This window comes from Pseudooceanicola pacificus (genome assembly GCF_009789075.1).
GTDB lineage: Bacteria > Pseudomonadota > Alphaproteobacteria > Rhodobacterales > Rhodobacteraceae > Pseudooceanicola > Pseudooceanicola pacificus.
On sequence record NZ_WNXQ01000010.1, the window covers coordinates 75,465 to 90,486 of the forward strand.

The window sequence follows — 15,022 nt, forward strand, 5'->3', positions numbered from 1 at the left end:
CGGGGCACCACACTGCGACCAAATGAGGAGCGGCCCGCAAGACGTCTGGCCGTGCAGGGCCCCGGACCGGATCCGGGGCCTCTTGCGTCCCGGGATCAGAAGCTGAACCCGACGCCCAGGTTGATTGCGTTGTTCAGGATGCGCGACGACAGCGAACCGCCACCGTCGAGATCGGCTTCGTTATCCGTCCAGGTGAACTGGTATTCGCCAAAGACCGACCAGCGATCGTTGATCTTGTAGCTCGCCCCCGCGGTCAGCCGCGCGGCCGGACCGGTGTACTGATAGCCGAAGGTGGCAGGCCCGCCGGCGGCGGTGGTCACCTCAACATGCGGGATGGCCACGCCGATGCCCGCGCCGACATAGGGCGACACCGCGCCATTGCCCCACTGGCCGGGCCAGCGGCGGTAGGCATTGGCGGTCAGGATGTTCAGCCCGTCGGTCATTTCCAGCCGCGAAAAGCCCGCGGCGGCCATGTCCGCCGGGTCGGCATAGACCTTGTTGTGCGAGAATTCGAGCCCGAAGCCCAGCCGGGGCGTCTGCCACCATGTGGCGCGCACACCGTAGTAGGGCGGTGGGCTGAAGCTCTTGCCCTTCCAGCCGATCAGGGCCGAGAACGGACCGCCCACCGGGGCCGGGTACGTACCGTTGATCCGGCTGTGCGGCGCGGTCTGATACCCGGTGTAGACGTTCAGTTCGATCTCTGCCAAGGCGGGTGCCGGGGCAAGCAGCAGCGCAAGAAGCGCGATCTTAAGTCTTTTCAGCATCATGCCAACCCGACGTCCCCACGTGGTGGTATTCCTACCGTCCTATCATGCACATGCAGCAGACGACAAGCGCGACACTTCCGCGCCACCGCTTGCCTGCGGCCATTGTTCGCTGGACGACTTGAAAAACCGCAGTTAAACACCGGCACGGAACGGCTGCGCAGGGCGTGGCCTGCCATGTCATGACGGCCGCCCAGAGGCCAAGGAATGGAGCTTACCTCGTGTCCCACGCTGATGATCACGCAGGCACCCGCAGAGATTTCCTCTACTACGCCACCGCCGGAGCCGGCGCCGTGGCGACCGGTGCCGCAGTCTGGCCGCTGGTCAACCAGATGAATCCCTCTGCCGACGTTCAGGCGTTGTCCTCGATCCGCGTGGACGTGTCCGGTGTCGACGCCGGCACCCAGCTGACCGTCAAATGGCGCGGCAAGCCGGTGTTCATCCGCCGCCGCACCGCCGAAGAGGTCACCGCCGCCCGGGAAACCCCGCTGAGCGACCTGGTCGACACCAACGCGCGCAACGCCAACCTGCCCTCCGAGGCCGAGGCGACCGACGTCAACCGCGCCCTGTCCCCCGACGGGGCCGAGGGCGAGGCAGCCGAGGAATGGCTGGTGATGATGGGCGTCTGCACCCACCTGGGCTGCGTGCCCCTGGGCAATGCCGGTGACTTCGGCGGTTGGTTCTGCCCCTGTCACGGTTCGCATTACGACACCGCCGGCCGCATCCGCAAAGGCCCGGCACCGCAAAACCTTCCCGTCCCGGTGGCCCGGTTCGACGGCGAATCCGAAATCGTCCTGGGCTGAGGGAGGATACAATGGCCGGCATCCCGCACGATCACTACGAGCCGAAGACTGGGGCGGAAAAGTGGGTTCACTCCCGCCTCCCCGTCATCGGTCTTCTGTATGACACGCTTTTCATTCCCACGCCCAAGAACCTGAACTGGATGTGGATCTGGGGCATCGTCCTGGCATTCTGCCTGGCGCTCCAGATTGCCACCGGCATCGTGCTGGTGATGCATTACACGCCGCATGTCGACCTGGCCTTCGCCTCGGTCGAGCACATCGTGCGCGACGTGAACGGCGGCCACATGCTGCGCTACCTGCATGCCAACGGCGCCTCGCTGTTCTTCTTTGCCGTCTACATGCACATCTTCCGCGGTCTCTACTACGGCTCGTACAAGGCCCCGCGCGAGATCACCTGGATCGTCGGCATGCTGATCTACCTGCTGATGATGGCCACCGGCTTCATGGGCTACGTTCTGCCCTGGGGTCAGATGTCCTTCTGGGGCGCCACGGTGATCACCGGCCTGTTCGGCGCGATCCCCCTGATCGGCGAGCCGATCCAGACCTGGCTTCTGGGCGGACCGGCGGTGGACAACGCCACGCTGAACCGCTTCTTCTCGCTGCACTACCTGTTGCCCTTCGTCATCGCGGGCCTGGTGATCGTGCACATCTGGGCCTTCCACACGACCGGCAACAACAACCCCACGGGTGTTGAAGTGCGCCGCGGGTCGAAAGCCGAGGCCGAGAAGGACACCCTGCCGTTCTGGCCCTATTTCGTGATCAAGGACCTGTTCGCGCTGGCCGTCGTGCTGGCCGTGTTCTTCGCGATCGTGGGCTTCATGCCGAACTTCCTCGGCCACCCCGACAACTACATCGAGGCGAACCCCCTGGCGACGCCCGCGCATATCGTGCCCGAATGGTACTTCCTGCCGTTCTACGCCATCCTGCGCGCCTTTACCGGCGACGTGTGGATCGTGATGTTCGCGAACTGGATCACCGCGGGCATCGTCGACGCCAAGTTCTTCGGCGTGCTGGCGATGTTCGGCGCCATCGCGGTCATGGCCCTGGTGCCCTGGCTCGACACCTCGTCGGTGCGCTCGGGCCGGTTCCGGCCGATGTTCAAGTGGTGGTTCGCCCTGCTCTGCGTCGACTTCGTCGTCCTGATGTGGTGTGGCGCGATGCCGGCGGAACCGCCGTACTCGACCATCTCGCTGATCGGCGCGACCTACTGGTTTGCCTACTTCCTGGTCATCCTGCCGCTGCTTGGCGTGATCGAGAAGCCGACGACGCCGCCCGCGACAATCGAGGACGACTTCGCCAGCCACTACGGCCCCAAGAGCAAACCGGCCGAGTAAGGCGAGAGAGAGGACAGAGACATGTTCAAGACCATCACCCTCTCGGCCATCGCAGCCCTTGCGCTGAGCGCGGGCGCGGCCTTCGCCGCAGGCGAGGAAGCGCATACCGAGGATACGGACTTCTCGTTCGAGGGCCCCTTCGGCGCCTTCGACGAGCACCAGCTCCAGCGCGGCCTGCAGGTCTATACCGAGGTCTGCGCCGCCTGCCACGGGCTGCAGTACGTCGCCATCCGCACCCTCGCGGACGAAGGCGGGCCGCATCTGCCCGAGGATCAGGTGCGCGCCTATGCCGCCAACTTCGATGTCTTCGACGCCGAGCTTGACGACTTCCGCCCGGCGACGCCGAACGATCACTTCCCGAAATCCAACGTGTCGAACGCACCGGACCTCAGCCTGATGGCCAAGGCCCGCGCCGGGTTCCACGGGCCCTACGGCACCGGGATCAACCAGTTCTTCAAGGGCATCGGCGGACCCGAGCATATCGTTTCGATCCTCACCGGCTATACCGGTGAGACCAAGGAACAGGCCGGCACCACCTTCTACGAGAACCACGCCTTCCCGGGCGGCTGGATCTCGATGCCCCCGCCGCTGGTGGGCGACGACGTGACCTATGCCGACGGCCATTCCGCCGATCTGCACCACGAAGCCGAAGATGTCGCCGCCTTCCTGATGTGGGCCGCCGAACCCAAGATGATGGCGCGCAAGCACACCGGCTTTGCCGCGGTGCTGTTCCTGATCATACTGTCGGTGCTGCTCTACCTGACGAACAAGCGCATCTGGGCGCCTTACAAGGGCAAGCACAAGGCCAGCACCTGACGGCCCGCCCGACAACAGCCAACAGCAAAAGGCCCCGCCACACCGGCGGGGCCTTTTTGCATCCGGACTAGGCCCCGGCCAACGGGCCGTAGCATCTCGTGACCCGCGCCTCCCCCCTTCCGACCGGGGCGGCATCGCGCGGGGGAAACGTTTGCTGCCCGGAGCCTGTTTGCCAAGCGCCACGAAGGCCCTGCCCGGGTTGGCCTTGCATCACGGGCCCGCCCCTGGCGACAGGCTGCTGCCGACGCCCCGTCCGGCAGAGCGCCGGTGCCACAGGACACCACCCCAGCCACCAGTTCCCCGCGTCCCGGTTCGCCTGGCTGGCCGCGGCCCGGGCTGACAGTCAGCCCAGGTAGCGGCGCAACCCCGGGCTGGGGTTGGCAAAGGCTTCCCCTCCCGGCACCGGCGCGGCCGCGTGGCCCTCGTCGACCAGCGACAGCAGGCCGCCGATGCGGCGGGCGTCCTCGGGCGCATGGCTGACCATGATCAGCGTGCCGCCGGTCTCGTCCAGCAGGGCGGTGACAAGGTCCAGCATCTCGGCCCGCAGCGCCGGGCCAAGCGCCGAAAACGGCTCGTCCAGCAGCAGCAGCGGGCGATCCTGCACCAGCACCCGGGCCAGCGCCGCCCGGCTCTGCTGCCCGCCCGACAGCGAGCCGGGCAGCCTTTCCGCCATGCCGCCCAGGCCGACACGCTCCAGCGCGGCCAGCGCCTGCGCCCTTTGCGCCGCGTTCAGGCGCAGGTCGGGGCGGATGCCCAGGCCCACATTGCGCAGGATCGACAGATGCGGGAACAGGTTCTGGTCCTGGAACAGCATGGCCACCGGCCTGCGCGCCGGTGGCTCTGCCGTCAGATCGGCCCCGTTCCAGCGGAGCGCACCCGAATCGGGGCGCAGAAAGCCCGCGATGGCCGCCAGCAGGGTCGACTTGCCCGCGCCCGAGGGGCCGATCAGCGCCAGCCGGTCGCCCTCGGCCAGGGTCCAGTTCGCGGTCAGGCGGAAATCGCCCTGCCGCAGCCGCAGGTCATCGAGTTGCAGCACCGCGCCCCCCAAGGTCGAAGATCAGGAACAGGCCAAAGCTGAGCACCAGCAGCAGCAGCGCGGCCCCGGCCGCCGCCTCGGTCCGGTAGGCGCCCATCAGGCGGAACACGGTCAGCGGCAGCGTGGCCTTGTCCGGGTCCGAAAACAGGGCGATCACGCCCAGATCCCCCATCGACAGCGCCGCCGTCAGCCCCGCGGCAAAGCCCAGCGGCCTGCGCATCCGGGGCAGGATCAGCCAGCGCAGCCGCGCCATGCCGCGCATCCCCAGCGAATCGGCCAGCCGTCCATAGCTGCGTTCGACCTCCTGCGCCGCCGGCAGGACGATGCGCAGCACGAAGGGCAGCGCCATCGCGACGTTCACCGCCAGCGTGACAACCAGCGCCCAGTCCACCGGGCGGGCGACGGGGTTGATCAGCAGGAACAGCCCCGTCCCCAGCACCAGGGGCGAGGCCGCGAGCGGCGCCATGCCCGCCAGATCCACCCATCCGCGCCGCGCCAGCGCCAGCGCCAGCGCCACGCTCACCGTCAGCAGCGTGGCCGACAGGGCAATCGCCAGAGAGTTCCCCGTCGCACCCCAGACGCTGGGCGGCATCTCTGCCAGCCCGCTCAGCCCGCGCACCGCCACCGCACCCAGCGGCAGCAGCAGGAACAGGGCCGCGACGGTCATCCAGGCGGCATCGCCCAGCCACAGCGCCCGTCCGCCCGGCGGCAGCATGTCGATCCTGCGGTCCAGCCCGGCGCCGAAGCCCTCGGTCCGGCCAAGGCGCAGCGCCAGCAGCCCGGCACCGGTGACCAGCAGCAGCTGGACCAGCGACAGCATCGCCGCCCGCGCGAGGTCGAAGTCATAAGTAAAGGCCTGGTAGATCGCCAGTTCCACCGTCGTCGCCCGGGGTCCGCCGCCCAGGGTCAGCGCGACGGCAAAGCTCGACAGACAGATGGCAAAGACGATCAGCACCACCCCCGGCAAGGTGGCCCGCAGCATCGGCCATTCCAGCAGGCGCTGCACATCGCCCGGGCCTGCGCCCAGATGGGCGGCAAGGCGGAACCGTTCCGCCGGGATCGCCAGCCAGCCCTGCAGGATCAGCCGCACGGCCAGCGGCAGGTTGAAGAAGACATGAGCCAGAACCACCCCGTGCAGCCCGTAGATGCTGACCGACAGGCAGCGCGGGCGCCCGTCCCCGGGCGGCGGCAGACAGGCCAGGCCCAGCAGGTCGTTCACCAGCCCGCCGCGCCCGTAGACGGCGATCAGCCCGATCACCGCGACAATCACCGGCAGGATGAAGGGCGCGCCCATCAGCGCGATCAGCGCCCCGCGCCCCGGGAACCGCCGCCGCGCGACGGCCCGCGCCACCGGCACCGCCAGCAGGGTCGAGGCCACCGCCGAAAGCGCCGCCTGCCACAGGGTGAAACGCACCGCCGCCCAGTCGTGCACATCGGGCATGGCCCCGCCGCCCGCCCGCCAGAACACGGCGCCCAGCGGGACCAGCAGAAAGGTCAGGATGGCCAGTGCGGCCGCGCGCCCGGCCATCCCGCGCGCTATTGGCTGAGCGCCCGGCGCCATTCGTCCAGCGCCACGTCACGCACCGATGCCGCCTCTTCCGCCGACATCAGCAGCGGCTTGGCGGGCTCCATCAGGGTCATGTAGCCCTCGGGCAGGCCCGCGTCGGGCTCCACCGCCGGGTACATCCAGTTGGTCGTCGGGATGACGGACTGGAAGGCGTCGGTGACCATGAACTGCAGGAACTGCTGCGCCAGCTCGGGCTGGTCCGAGGATTTCAGCATCCCCGCGACCTCGACCTGCATGTAATGCCCTTCCTCGAACGGCAGGGCGATCTTGCTGTCGTCGCCCTCGGCGATCAGGTGATAGGCGGGCGAGGTGGTGTAGGACAGCACCAGATCGGCCTCGCCATCGAGGAACAGATCATAGGCCTCGGACCAGCCGGGCGTGACCGTGACGATATTGTCGGCGAGCTCTTCCCAGATGTCCTCGGCCGCATCGCCATAGGCCTGCTTGACCCACATCAGCAGCCCCAGCCCGGGCGTGGAGCTGCGCGGATCCTGGATCACCACGCTGGCGTCGCTTTCGGCGAGTTCGACAAAACTGGTGGGCATCGGCCCGTCCTTCAGCCCGACAAAGGCGAAATAGCCCCAGTCGAAGGGCACGAATTCCGGGTCCTGCCACGGGATCGGCAGGGCATAATCCGCCTTGACCGTGACGGGCGCGAACAGCCCCGACTCACGCGCCGCGCCGATCAGCGCGGTGTCGAGCCCCAGGACCACATCGGCCTCGCTCCGCGCGCCTTCCAGCCGCAGCCGGGACAGCACAGATGCACCGTCGCCGGCGGTCACGAACTGCAGATCGCAGCCGCAGGTTTCCTCGAACGCCTGTTCCACCGCCGGGCCGGGGCCCCATTCGGTGTTGAAGCTGTCGTAGGTATAGACAGAAAGCACGGGGGTATCCGCAGCCGCCTGGGTGGCGGCCAGCAGTCCCGTGGCAATAGCGAGATGTCTCAACGCATCCTCCTTATCGCGACGGGCGGAGTCAGTTGGATGCTTCAGCACAACCTTCCCTCCGCCGGTCTTAACCGGTTCAGGTTCAACGGGTTCGCCGGATGGCATCTCAGCCCTGCATGAGGGCACCCCGAGGTAAGGCGCACCCTAGTGCCACGGCCAGGGTGGTGCAAGGCCCCCGGGCCTCAGCCCCGGCCTTGATCCGGCGGGCAAAGGGGGCCGCCGCCGGATGCCGGGCGCGCGAGGCGGGCAGTGCCACCCGGTCCCTGTCCGCGCCGCATGAGGGATGCAGGGACGGATGCCCCCCGGCATTATGATGGCGCAGCAGCCACTGCCGCGCCCGTCTGCACTGCCAGACCTGCGACAACCCGCCGACCGGCGATGGCGACGGGATCGGGCGCATCGCCCGCGCCGCCGTCTCCCGCTTCACCAAGGACGAAGAGCTGGACCGCCTCGCGGTCCGACACAGCGCGCGCGCGCCATCTTCATCTCGTCCAAAATACTCCCGCCGGAGGCGTCCAACCGCCTCCACGGGACAAGACCGCCCGTGGCAGGGCACCGGACCCCGCCACAGGCGACCCTTTCCCCCGGCCGAAGGGGGCGCGCATGACGCCCCCCCAACAGCTCCGGCTCAGTGCGGCTTGGCGTAGGCGGCCAGCTCCTTCTCGGCCGCCTCGTCCATTTCCAGATCGTCCTCGGTCATGACCCCGGCATCCGGGTCGTTGAAGATCGCCATATCGACCTTGCCCTCGCCCTTGGCCACGATGGTCGACACCACGGCGTCGCCTGTGATGTTCACCGCCGTGCGGATCATGTCCATCAGCCGGTCGACGCCCAGAATGATGGCAATGCCTTCGATCGGCAGGCCGACCTGGCTCAGCACCATGGTCAGCATGACAAGGCCCACGCCCGGCACGCCCGCCGTCCCGATGGAGGCCAGCACCGCCATGGCGATCACCGTGACATAGCCGCCAAGCCCGAGGTCGATGCCATAGACATTGGCCAGGAAGACCGTGGCCACGCCCTGCATGATCGCCGTGCCGTCCATGTTGATCGTCGCGCCGAAGGGCACGCAGAACGAGGCGACGGAGTTGTCCACGCCCACCCGCTGGGTCGTGCAGCGCAGCGTGACCGGGATCGTCGCGTTGGACGAGGCGGTCGAAAAGGCAAAGATCTGCGCCGGCCGCATCTTCTTCATGAAGATGAAGGGATTCAGACCCGACAACGCCTTGAGCAGCAGCATCAGCGTGCCGAAGAGGTGCAGCAGCAGCGCCAGGACCAGCGTGACCACATAGGCCATCACCGGGATGAACAGCTCGATCCCCTGTTCGGTGAAGGTCTTGGCGATCAGGCAGAAGACGCCATAGGGGGCAAAGGCCATCACGATCGAGACGACTTTCATCATCACCTCGTTCATGTATTCGCACCCTTCGATGAAGGGTTTGGACTTGCCGCCCAGCATCAGCACCGCAATGCCCAGGATCACCGTGTAAAAGATCACCTGCAGCATGTCGCCGTTGGCGAAGGAGGCGACGGGGTTTGTCGGCACGATCCCGGCAAAGACATCCCAGACCGAAGGCGCCTCTTTCCCGGTCACGCCCGTGGTATCGACGCCCGCCATGTCAAAGCCCTTGCCCGGGCCGATGATCGTGGCCAGCAGGATCGCCACCGCAATGGCGATGGCCGTGGTCGCCAGGTAGAGCGCAAAGCTCTTGCCGCCGACCCGGCCCAGCACGCGGATATCGCCGATGCCGGTCACGCCGCAGATCAGCGAGAAGAAGACCAGCGGCACGACAAGCATCTTCAGCGCGTTCACGAACATCTTGCCGATCATGGCGAAGAGTCCGCCGACGACATGCGTGTTGATGAAGCTCGAATCGATCATGTTGAAGATCACGCCGACGATCAGGCCAAGGCCCATCCCCAGCATCACCTTGACTGTCAGGGACATTTTGCCGCCACCGGGTGGTGTCATGGTTGTGGTGGTCATTTCAGCCTCCGCTGTTGGTTGTTCCAAAAGTGTGACACGGATGCAGGAATACGCATAGTTTCCTTTGACCTCTGGCAGGAAAATGCCCGGATTCCGACGGGTTACGCCACTGAATCGGGCCAGGAACCCGGTGCCGGTGCCGTGGTTTTGATTTCGGAAACAATCGCCGGGGCGCGACTCACCTGCCGGCACGTCGCGACGTTCGGCCCTGTCGGCGCGTCACGGGCCGCGGGAATTCCGGTCCCGTCACCTGCGGCAGATCGGCCAGCCGGGGCACATCATCCCGGCGGCCCACGGGGATCGCGCGGCGGAGGTTGCCGGCCGGAACGGACGGTGCTGCATGCGGCGGCCCGGCCTGCCCCGGGGCAAGCGTCTCATGGAAGGAATATCCCTGCCTTGAAAGATGCCGCGACAGACCGCCGCGCCCATCCGCCCGACATGGCCCGACCTGACCGCACCGCAGACCGCCTGCCGCCGTCTCTCCCGCGGCTGGCCGGGTCCGGCGGGCACCCTGTGACGGATGCGGTCAGGGCAAGGCCAAGGCCCTTCAGAGCATCGTGCCCGCGGGCAGCGCCATGCCGCGCAGGAACTGCTCGCGCTCCTGCGGACCCTTGCCCGCCCGTTGCAGGCGCAGGATTTCCACCGCGCCCCTGCCGCAGGCAACGCGCAGCGCATCGTCCAGCACCTCGCCGGGCTGTCCCGCCCCCTCGGCCAGGCGCGAGGCAAGCAGCTTGATCCGCTGCCCTTCGACCTCGGTCCAGGCGCCGGGAAAGGGCGAGAGGCCGCGAATCTGGCGGTCCACCTCCTCGGCCGGGCGGGTCCAGTCGATGCGGGCCTCGGCCTTGTCGATCTTCTGGGCGTAGGTCACGCCCGCCTCGGGCTGGGGCTCGGGGGTCAGGTCGGGCATCTGGTTCAGCGCCTCGACGATCAGCCCCGCGCCCATCTCTGACAGGCGGTCGTGCAGGTCGGCGGTGGTTTCCTCATCGCCGATCATGGTGGCAGCCTTCATCAGCACCGGGCCGGTGTCGAGCCCGGCCTCCATCTGCATGATGCAGATGCCGGTTTCCCGGTCGCCCGCCATGATCGCCCGGTGGATCGGCGCCGCCCCGCGCCAGCGCGGCAGCAGCGAGGCGTGGATGTTCAGGCACCCCAGGCGCGGCGCGTCGAGGATCGGCTGCGGCAGGATCAGGCCATAGGCCACGACAACGGCGATATCGGCATCAAGCGCGGCAAAGTCCTGTTGCGCCTCGGCGTTGCGGAGGGACTTGGGGTGGCGCACCGTCAGACCAAGCGCCTCGGCCCTGGCGTGCACGGGGGTCGGCCGGTCCTTCTTGCCCCGGCCGGCGGGGCGCGGGGGTTGGCAGTAGACGGCGGCGATCTCGTGCCCCGCCGCGACCAGCGCGTCGAGGACAGGGACCGAGAAATCGGGGGTTCCCATGAAGATCACGCGCATGTCCGGCCCTCCTGTGCTGTCGGGGGAGACATAGAACGCGGTGCGGCGCGGGGCCAGAGGGGATGGCGCGCGGCGATTGGCGCCTGAGGCACAAGTTTGTGGCAAACGGTGCGACCTGTCCGAAAAGGTGACGGCGCAAAACCCGCGCGGGCCACGATCTTCTGGCGCCACGTTCCCACAGTATCGCCCGGCCGCAGGCCGGGAGGGCGCTTGGCGATGTCACAAGCCGCAAAATCGCCATCTCTGCTTTAGAGCACACGGCCTATCTCAATCCCTGCACATGCCCTCTCAGGGTCGGGCGCCACCCTCCTCGCTTTCGTTCTGCGGTTTGGGCAGGGGGTTGTGCACGTGAAGCGCACAGCAACAAAACTCATTCGGATCAACAGTTTGCGGGAAAGTCGCATGTGACCGGGACGGATGCGGGACGGCTCCGTTTCCGGGCCCGGGCTCGTCGCAAAGGGCACCCCGAGGCACCAATCACCCCGCTTTTTTCGCCCGCCTCAGCAGCATGTCCCGTTTCATCTTGCTCAGCCGGTCGAAATACATCCGCCCCGCCAGATGGTCGATCTGGTGCTGTACGCTGGTCGCCCAGAGGCCGACGAAATCCCGCTCCTCGACCTCGCCCGCGCTGTTGAGGAACCGCACCGTCACCGCCCGGGGACGTTCGATCCGGGCCGAGACGCCGGGCAGGTTCGGGCTGGCCTCCTCATGGCCGCGCAGCTCGATCGAGGCATGCAGAACCTCGGGATTGGCCAGCAGCACCGCCTGCCCCCGCTTGTCCGAGGCATCCACCACGGCCAGACGGAGCATGATGCCGATCTGCGGCGCGGCAAGGCCCACGCCCGGCATCGCCTCCATCGTGTCGACCATGTCGCGCCAGATCGCGCGGATTTCGTCCGTCACCTCCTCGACCGCGATGGCGGGGGTGCGCAGGCGCTTGTCGGGCCAGGGGATGCAACGGCGGGCGGTCATCCCGCGCCCCCTGCATAGGCCTGTTCCAGGATCGCGCGCACCTCGGGCGTCTGGTGGTCAAGGATCACCCGCCCGTCCAGATGGTCGTATTCGTGCTGCGCGCAGGTGGCGTGAAAGCCGGACAGCCGGGCCTGCACCTCGTGCCAGTCCGCATCGAACCAGCGCAGCACGACCTCGGCCGGGCGCGAGACCGCTGCGGCGACACCGACGATGGACAGGCAGGCCTCGTCCCGCACGGCATGCGCCTCGGACCGCTCGACGATCTCGGGGTTGATGCAGGCGACGGGGGTGGGCTCGCCCTCCTTCCAGGTCACGTCCATGACGAAGAGGCGTTCCATCACGCCCACCTGGGGGCCCGCCAGGCCACGGCCCGGGGCGGCATACATCGTCTCGAACATGTCGGCGATCAGCGCCGTGCGGTCGGCCCCGAACGGCACGGGATCGCAGACCTGCCGCAGCCGGGGATCGGGCCAGGCGACAATCGGCAGAACGGCCATCAGACCCGCGCCCGTTCCCGCTTCAGCTTCTGCATCCTGCGGGTGATCATCTGGCGGCGCATCGGCGTCAGGTAGTCGATGAACAGCTTGCCATCGAGGTGGTCGATCTCGTGCTGCACGCAGGTCGCCCACAGCTTGTCGAAGGTCTCGACCCGCTCGACCCCGTCACGGTCGATCCAGCGCACCTCGACCTCGGCCGGGCGCTCGACCTCGCCGTATTGCTCGGGGATCGACAGGCAGCCTTCCTCGTAGACGCTTTTCGCGTCCGAACTGGCCACCACCTGCGGGTTGAACATCACGTAGGGGCGGGGCGGGCCCTCCTCCTTCACGCAGTCCATCACGATCAGGCGCTCGCTGATGCCCAGCTGTGGCGCGGCCAGCCCGATGCCGGGCGCATCGTACATGGTTTCCAGCATATCGTCGGCCAGAGCCCGCAACTCGTCGTTGATGTCCGCCACCGGGGCGGCCACCTTTTTCAGGCGCGGATCGGGATGGATCAGGATCGGACGTTTCATTTTGTCCATTTATGACAAGCCCCGGCGACGCGCAACGGCGGACAAATGCCCACCGGCATGCGATTGCGCAATTTTCAAGGGATCGCAAAGGCATCCGTGCATCGCTGCACCTCCGCACCCCTTGCGGCTGGAGCCTCAGAGTTTAGCGTTGCCCGATCAATTGACGGGGCCAATATGAACTTCGACGAGATCATCGAGCGGCGCGGCACCCATTCCGCGAAATGGGACAACATGGAAACCTATTCGGGCGTATCGCCCGACGGCGGTATCCCGATGTGGGTCGCCGACATGGACTTCCGCCCGCCGCAAAAGGTGCTCGACGCGATGCGCGCCTATGTCGATCACGGGGTGTTCGGCTATTTCGGCGGGGACCAGGACTATCTGGAATCGATCCGCTGGTGGGCCGAGACGCGGCATGGCTGGCAGATCCAGCCCGAGTGGATCTTTTCGACTCATGGGCTGGTGAACGGCGCGGCGCTCTGCTTGCACAGCTGGACGCAGCCGGGCGACGGGATCATCCTCTTCACCCCGGTCTACCACGCGTTCCACCGCGTGATCGCCGCCGCCGGGCGCGAAGTAGTGCAGTTCCAGCTGACCGAATCCGATGGCCGCTACGCGATGGATTTCGACGCCTATGAAAAGCAGCTGACCGGGCGCGAAAAGATGGTGCTGCTGTGTTCCCCCCATAACCCGGGCGGGCGCTGCTGGACGGCCGAGGAACTGCGCCAGCTGGGCGCGTTCTGCGAAAAGCACGACCTGATGATCGTCTCGGACGAGATCCATTGCGACCTCGTCATGCCTGGCCACAAGCACCTGCCCTTTGCCGTGGCGGCGCCCGAGCTGGCGCACCGGACGGTGATGATGACGGCGGCGACCAAGACCTTCAACCTGGCGGGCGGGCATACCGGCAACGTGATCATCGCCGATCCGAAACTGCGCGCGACCTTCGAGGCGACGATGGCGGGCCTGGGCCTGTCGCCCAACGCCTTTGGCAAGCATCTGACGACGGCTGCCTATTCGCCCGAAGGGGCGGACTGGGTGGATGCGCTCTGCGCCTATCTGGATGGCAACCGCCGGATCTTTGACGAGGGGATCGCCGAAATCCCCGGCCTGCGCTCTATGCCGCTGGAGGCGACGTACCTCGCCTGGGTCGATTTCTCGGGCACCGGCATGGACCGGGACGAGATCATGCGCCGCGTCGCCGAAGAGGCCAAGATCGCCGTGAACCAGGGCCCGGCATTCGGCCAGGGCGGCGATATGTTCAACCGCTTCAACTTCGCCACCCCCCGCGTGCATGTGGTCGAGGCGGTGAAACGGCTCAAGACCGCCTTCGCCGATCTGCAGTGACCCCGGGCTAGCCGAGGGCTTCCAGCGCGGTGCGATAGGCCTCGGGAATCGCGGCGGCCTTGCGGGCTTTGAGGTCGAAATACACGGTCACCGTCTCGGCCTCGGCCAGGGCGGTGCCGGTGGTGATGTCGAACATCCGGTGCAGCACCGTCACCGATTTCGACCCCAGCTTGACCAGTTCCGAACGCACCGCGACCGGCGTGCCGCGCTCGGCCTCGGCCAGGTAGCGGATGGTGTGCTGCACATCGGCCCAGCCGAAATTCTCATCCGTGCGGTGCCCGATCATCGCCAGCATGACAAAGGCCGCATCGTCGAACATGCCCAGGTAATGGCGCACGTTCATGTGCCCCATCTCGTCGCAATGCCACGGCTGGACATAGGTGCGCAGCGTCTCGGTTCCGGGCTGATCGGTCATCGGGTGTCCTTTCCTCGGGATATGCCCGACCCTCGCAATCCGGGCAGGGGATGGCAACCGGGGGGTTGCCGGATTTGCATGCGTGTGCATCTAATGGCCGCATCAGAAGGAGGACAGACATGGCCGACACGGAATTCGACGGCACCATCCAATTTACCGCGCACGAGGTGACCGGAGAAATCGCCACAGGCGAGATGCCGGTGCAGCCCGGGATCCTGAACCCCTTCGGCACGGTGCATGCCGGGGCGATGATCTGGTTCGCCGATGTCATCGCCACCCGGCTGGTGCTGGGCGGGGTGTCGACCGAGAAGGGGATGAAGGGCTTCCCCCTTGCCGTGAACCTCAGCGCCAACCTGCTGGCCAACACGACCGAGGGCACCCTGACCGCCCGCGCCGAATACGTGAAACGCGGGCGGCGCCTGTCGGTGGTGCGCACGGCGGTCTTTCGCGCCGACGGGCGGCAGCTGATCGACGTCACAACATCTCATGTGCCGTCCGAGTGACCATTCCGCTTAGGCATGTGGCAAATCGCGCGCCTGATCTCCCCCCGGCCAAGGGAACATGCTAGG

General features: G+C 67.2%; 15 protein-coding genes and 1 riboswitch. Of the genes, 5 read left to right on the plus strand and 10 right to left on the minus strand.

Annotated features, from left to right (window positions below; genetic code table 11):
* Positions 1 to 95 precede the first annotated feature (95 nt).
* A complete protein-coding gene (locus GLS40_RS15200; RefSeq protein ID WP_160383598.1) occupies positions 96 to 764 on the minus strand; it encodes an outer membrane protein in 669 nt (222 codons plus the stop codon).
* 221 nt (positions 765 to 985) lie between these two features.
* On the opposite strand from GLS40_RS15200, the gene petA reads away from it, so the two are divergent.
* Genes petA through GLS40_RS15215 form a run of 3 tightly spaced genes read left to right on the plus strand, consistent with a single transcriptional unit; the run spans position 986 to position 3,717 of the window.
* Positions 986 to 1,567, plus strand: a complete 582-nt coding sequence (gene petA / locus GLS40_RS15205; RefSeq protein WP_160383599.1) for a ubiquinol-cytochrome c reductase iron-sulfur subunit — start codon at positions 986 to 988, stop codon at positions 1,565 to 1,567.
* An 11-nt stretch (positions 1,568 to 1,578) separates the two neighbouring features.
* The gene (petB, locus tag GLS40_RS15210; RefSeq protein WP_160383600.1) at positions 1,579 to 2,901 is read left to right on the plus strand and encodes a cytochrome b; all 1,323 of its coding nucleotides are present in this window, start codon (positions 1,579 to 1,581) and stop codon (positions 2,899 to 2,901) included.
* A 21-nt stretch (positions 2,902 to 2,922) separates the two neighbouring features.
* Positions 2,923 to 3,717 carry a cytochrome c1 gene (locus GLS40_RS15215; protein ID WP_160383601.1) on the plus strand — a complete coding sequence of 265 codons (795 nt, stop codon included), beginning with the start codon at positions 2,923 to 2,925 and terminating at the stop codon, positions 3,715 to 3,717.
* Positions 3,718 to 4,060: 343 nt separating this feature from the next.
* Here GLS40_RS15215 and GLS40_RS15220 read toward each other — a convergent pair whose 3' ends face one another.
* The 8 genes from GLS40_RS15220 to def (GLS40_RS15255) form a co-directional block, all read right to left on the minus strand.
* A complete protein-coding gene (locus GLS40_RS15220) occupies positions 4,061 to 4,753 on the minus strand; it encodes a thiamine ABC transporter ATP-binding protein (RefSeq protein ID WP_160383602.1) in 693 nt (230 codons plus the stop codon).
* The gene (locus GLS40_RS15225) at positions 4,737 to 6,314 is read right to left on the minus strand and encodes a thiamine/thiamine pyrophosphate ABC transporter permease ThiP (RefSeq protein ID WP_408003730.1); all 1,578 of its coding nucleotides are present in this window, start codon (positions 6,312 to 6,314) and stop codon (positions 4,737 to 4,739) included. The genes GLS40_RS15220 and GLS40_RS15225 overlap by 17 nt, the downstream gene beginning before the upstream one ends.
* Positions 6,290 to 7,267 carry a thiamine ABC transporter substrate binding subunit gene (gene thiB, locus GLS40_RS15230; protein WP_160383604.1) on the minus strand — a complete coding sequence of 326 codons (978 nt, stop codon included), beginning with the start codon at positions 7,265 to 7,267 and terminating at the stop codon, positions 6,290 to 6,292. Before thiB ends, GLS40_RS15225 begins: the two co-directional genes overlap by 25 nt.
* A gap of 36 nt (positions 7,268 to 7,303) precedes the next feature.
* Positions 7,304 to 7,407: riboswitch (TPP riboswitch) on the minus strand.
* Between the two features lie 488 nt (positions 7,408 to 7,895).
* Positions 7,896 to 9,254, minus strand: coding sequence for a dicarboxylate/amino acid:cation symporter (locus tag GLS40_RS15235; protein ID WP_235905949.1), 1,359 nt, complete (start codon positions 9,252 to 9,254; stop codon positions 7,896 to 7,898).
* A 547-nt stretch (positions 9,255 to 9,801) separates the two neighbouring features.
* A complete protein-coding gene (gene fmt, locus GLS40_RS15240; RefSeq protein ID WP_160383605.1) occupies positions 9,802 to 10,707 on the minus strand; it encodes a methionyl-tRNA formyltransferase in 906 nt (301 codons plus the stop codon).
* Between the two features lie 477 nt (positions 10,708 to 11,184).
* Entirely contained in the window at positions 11,185 to 11,679 is a 495-nt protein-coding gene (def, locus tag GLS40_RS15245; protein ID WP_160383606.1) for a peptide deformylase, read from the minus strand.
* On the minus strand, positions 11,676 to 12,176 hold the full coding sequence (def, locus tag GLS40_RS15250) for a peptide deformylase (RefSeq protein WP_160383607.1): 501 nt from the start codon (positions 12,174 to 12,176) through the stop codon (positions 11,676 to 11,678). The genes def (GLS40_RS15245) and def (GLS40_RS15250) overlap by 4 nt, the downstream gene beginning before the upstream one ends.
* Complete coding sequence (def, locus tag GLS40_RS15255) at positions 12,176 to 12,691, minus strand: peptide deformylase (RefSeq protein ID WP_160383608.1); 516 nt, start codon at positions 12,689 to 12,691, stop codon at positions 12,176 to 12,178. The genes def (GLS40_RS15250) and def (GLS40_RS15255) overlap by 1 nt, the downstream gene beginning before the upstream one ends.
* Positions 12,692 to 12,865: 174 nt before the next feature.
* Between def (GLS40_RS15255) and GLS40_RS15260 the strand changes: the two genes are divergently transcribed.
* Positions 12,866 to 14,038: a MalY/PatB family protein gene (locus GLS40_RS15260; protein ID WP_160383609.1), complete on the plus strand. Its 1,173-nt coding sequence runs from the start codon at positions 12,866 to 12,868 to the stop codon at positions 14,036 to 14,038.
* Positions 14,039 to 14,045: 7 nt separating this feature from the next.
* Here the strand turns inward: GLS40_RS15260 and GLS40_RS15265 are convergent, their stop codons facing one another.
* Positions 14,046 to 14,453, minus strand: coding sequence for an acyl-CoA thioesterase (locus GLS40_RS15265; protein ID WP_160383610.1), 408 nt, complete (start codon positions 14,451 to 14,453; stop codon positions 14,046 to 14,048).
* 119 nt (positions 14,454 to 14,572) lie between these two features.
* Between GLS40_RS15265 and GLS40_RS15270 the strand changes: the two genes are divergently transcribed.
* A complete protein-coding gene (locus tag GLS40_RS15270; protein WP_160383611.1) occupies positions 14,573 to 14,956 on the plus strand; it encodes a PaaI family thioesterase in 384 nt (127 codons plus the stop codon).
* Positions 14,957 to 15,022: the final 66 nt, after the last annotated feature.

What these genes read in the sequence shown, in the direction of transcription:
- GLS40_RS15225 (WP_408003730.1), bottom strand. Translation starts at nt 6,314, where the DNA reads ATGGCGCCGGGCGCTCAGCCAATAGCGCGCGGGATGGCCGGGCGCGCG.
- GLS40_RS15260 (WP_160383609.1), top strand. Translation starts at nt 12,866, where the DNA reads ATGAACTTCGACGAGATCATCGAGCGGCGCGGCACCCATTCCGCGAAA.
- GLS40_RS15200 (WP_160383598.1), bottom strand. Translation starts at nt 764, where the DNA reads ATGCTGAAAAGACTTAAGATCGCGCTTCTTGCGCTGCTGCTTGCCCCG.
- def (WP_160383606.1), bottom strand. Translation starts at nt 11,679, where the DNA reads ATGACCGCCCGCCGTTGCATCCCCTGGCCCGACAAGCGCCTGCGCACC.
- def (WP_160383608.1), bottom strand. Translation starts at nt 12,691, where the DNA reads ATGAAACGTCCGATCCTGATCCATCCCGATCCGCGCCTGAAAAAGGTG.
- GLS40_RS15235 (WP_235905949.1), bottom strand. Translation starts at nt 9,254, where the DNA reads ATGACCACCACAACCATGACACCACCCGGTGGCGGCAAAATGTCCCTG.
- GLS40_RS15265 (WP_160383610.1), bottom strand. Translation starts at nt 14,453, where the DNA reads ATGACCGATCAGCCCGGAACCGAGACGCTGCGCACCTATGTCCAGCCG.
- petB (WP_160383600.1), top strand. Translation starts at nt 1,579, where the DNA reads ATGGCCGGCATCCCGCACGATCACTACGAGCCGAAGACTGGGGCGGAA.
- fmt (WP_160383605.1), bottom strand. Translation starts at nt 10,707, where the DNA reads ATGCGCGTGATCTTCATGGGAACCCCCGATTTCTCGGTCCCTGTCCTC.
- def (WP_160383607.1), bottom strand. Translation starts at nt 12,176, where the DNA reads ATGGCCGTTCTGCCGATTGTCGCCTGGCCCGATCCCCGGCTGCGGCAG.
- GLS40_RS15270 (WP_160383611.1), top strand. Translation starts at nt 14,573, where the DNA reads ATGGCCGACACGGAATTCGACGGCACCATCCAATTTACCGCGCACGAG.
- GLS40_RS15215 (WP_160383601.1), top strand. Translation starts at nt 2,923, where the DNA reads ATGTTCAAGACCATCACCCTCTCGGCCATCGCAGCCCTTGCGCTGAGC.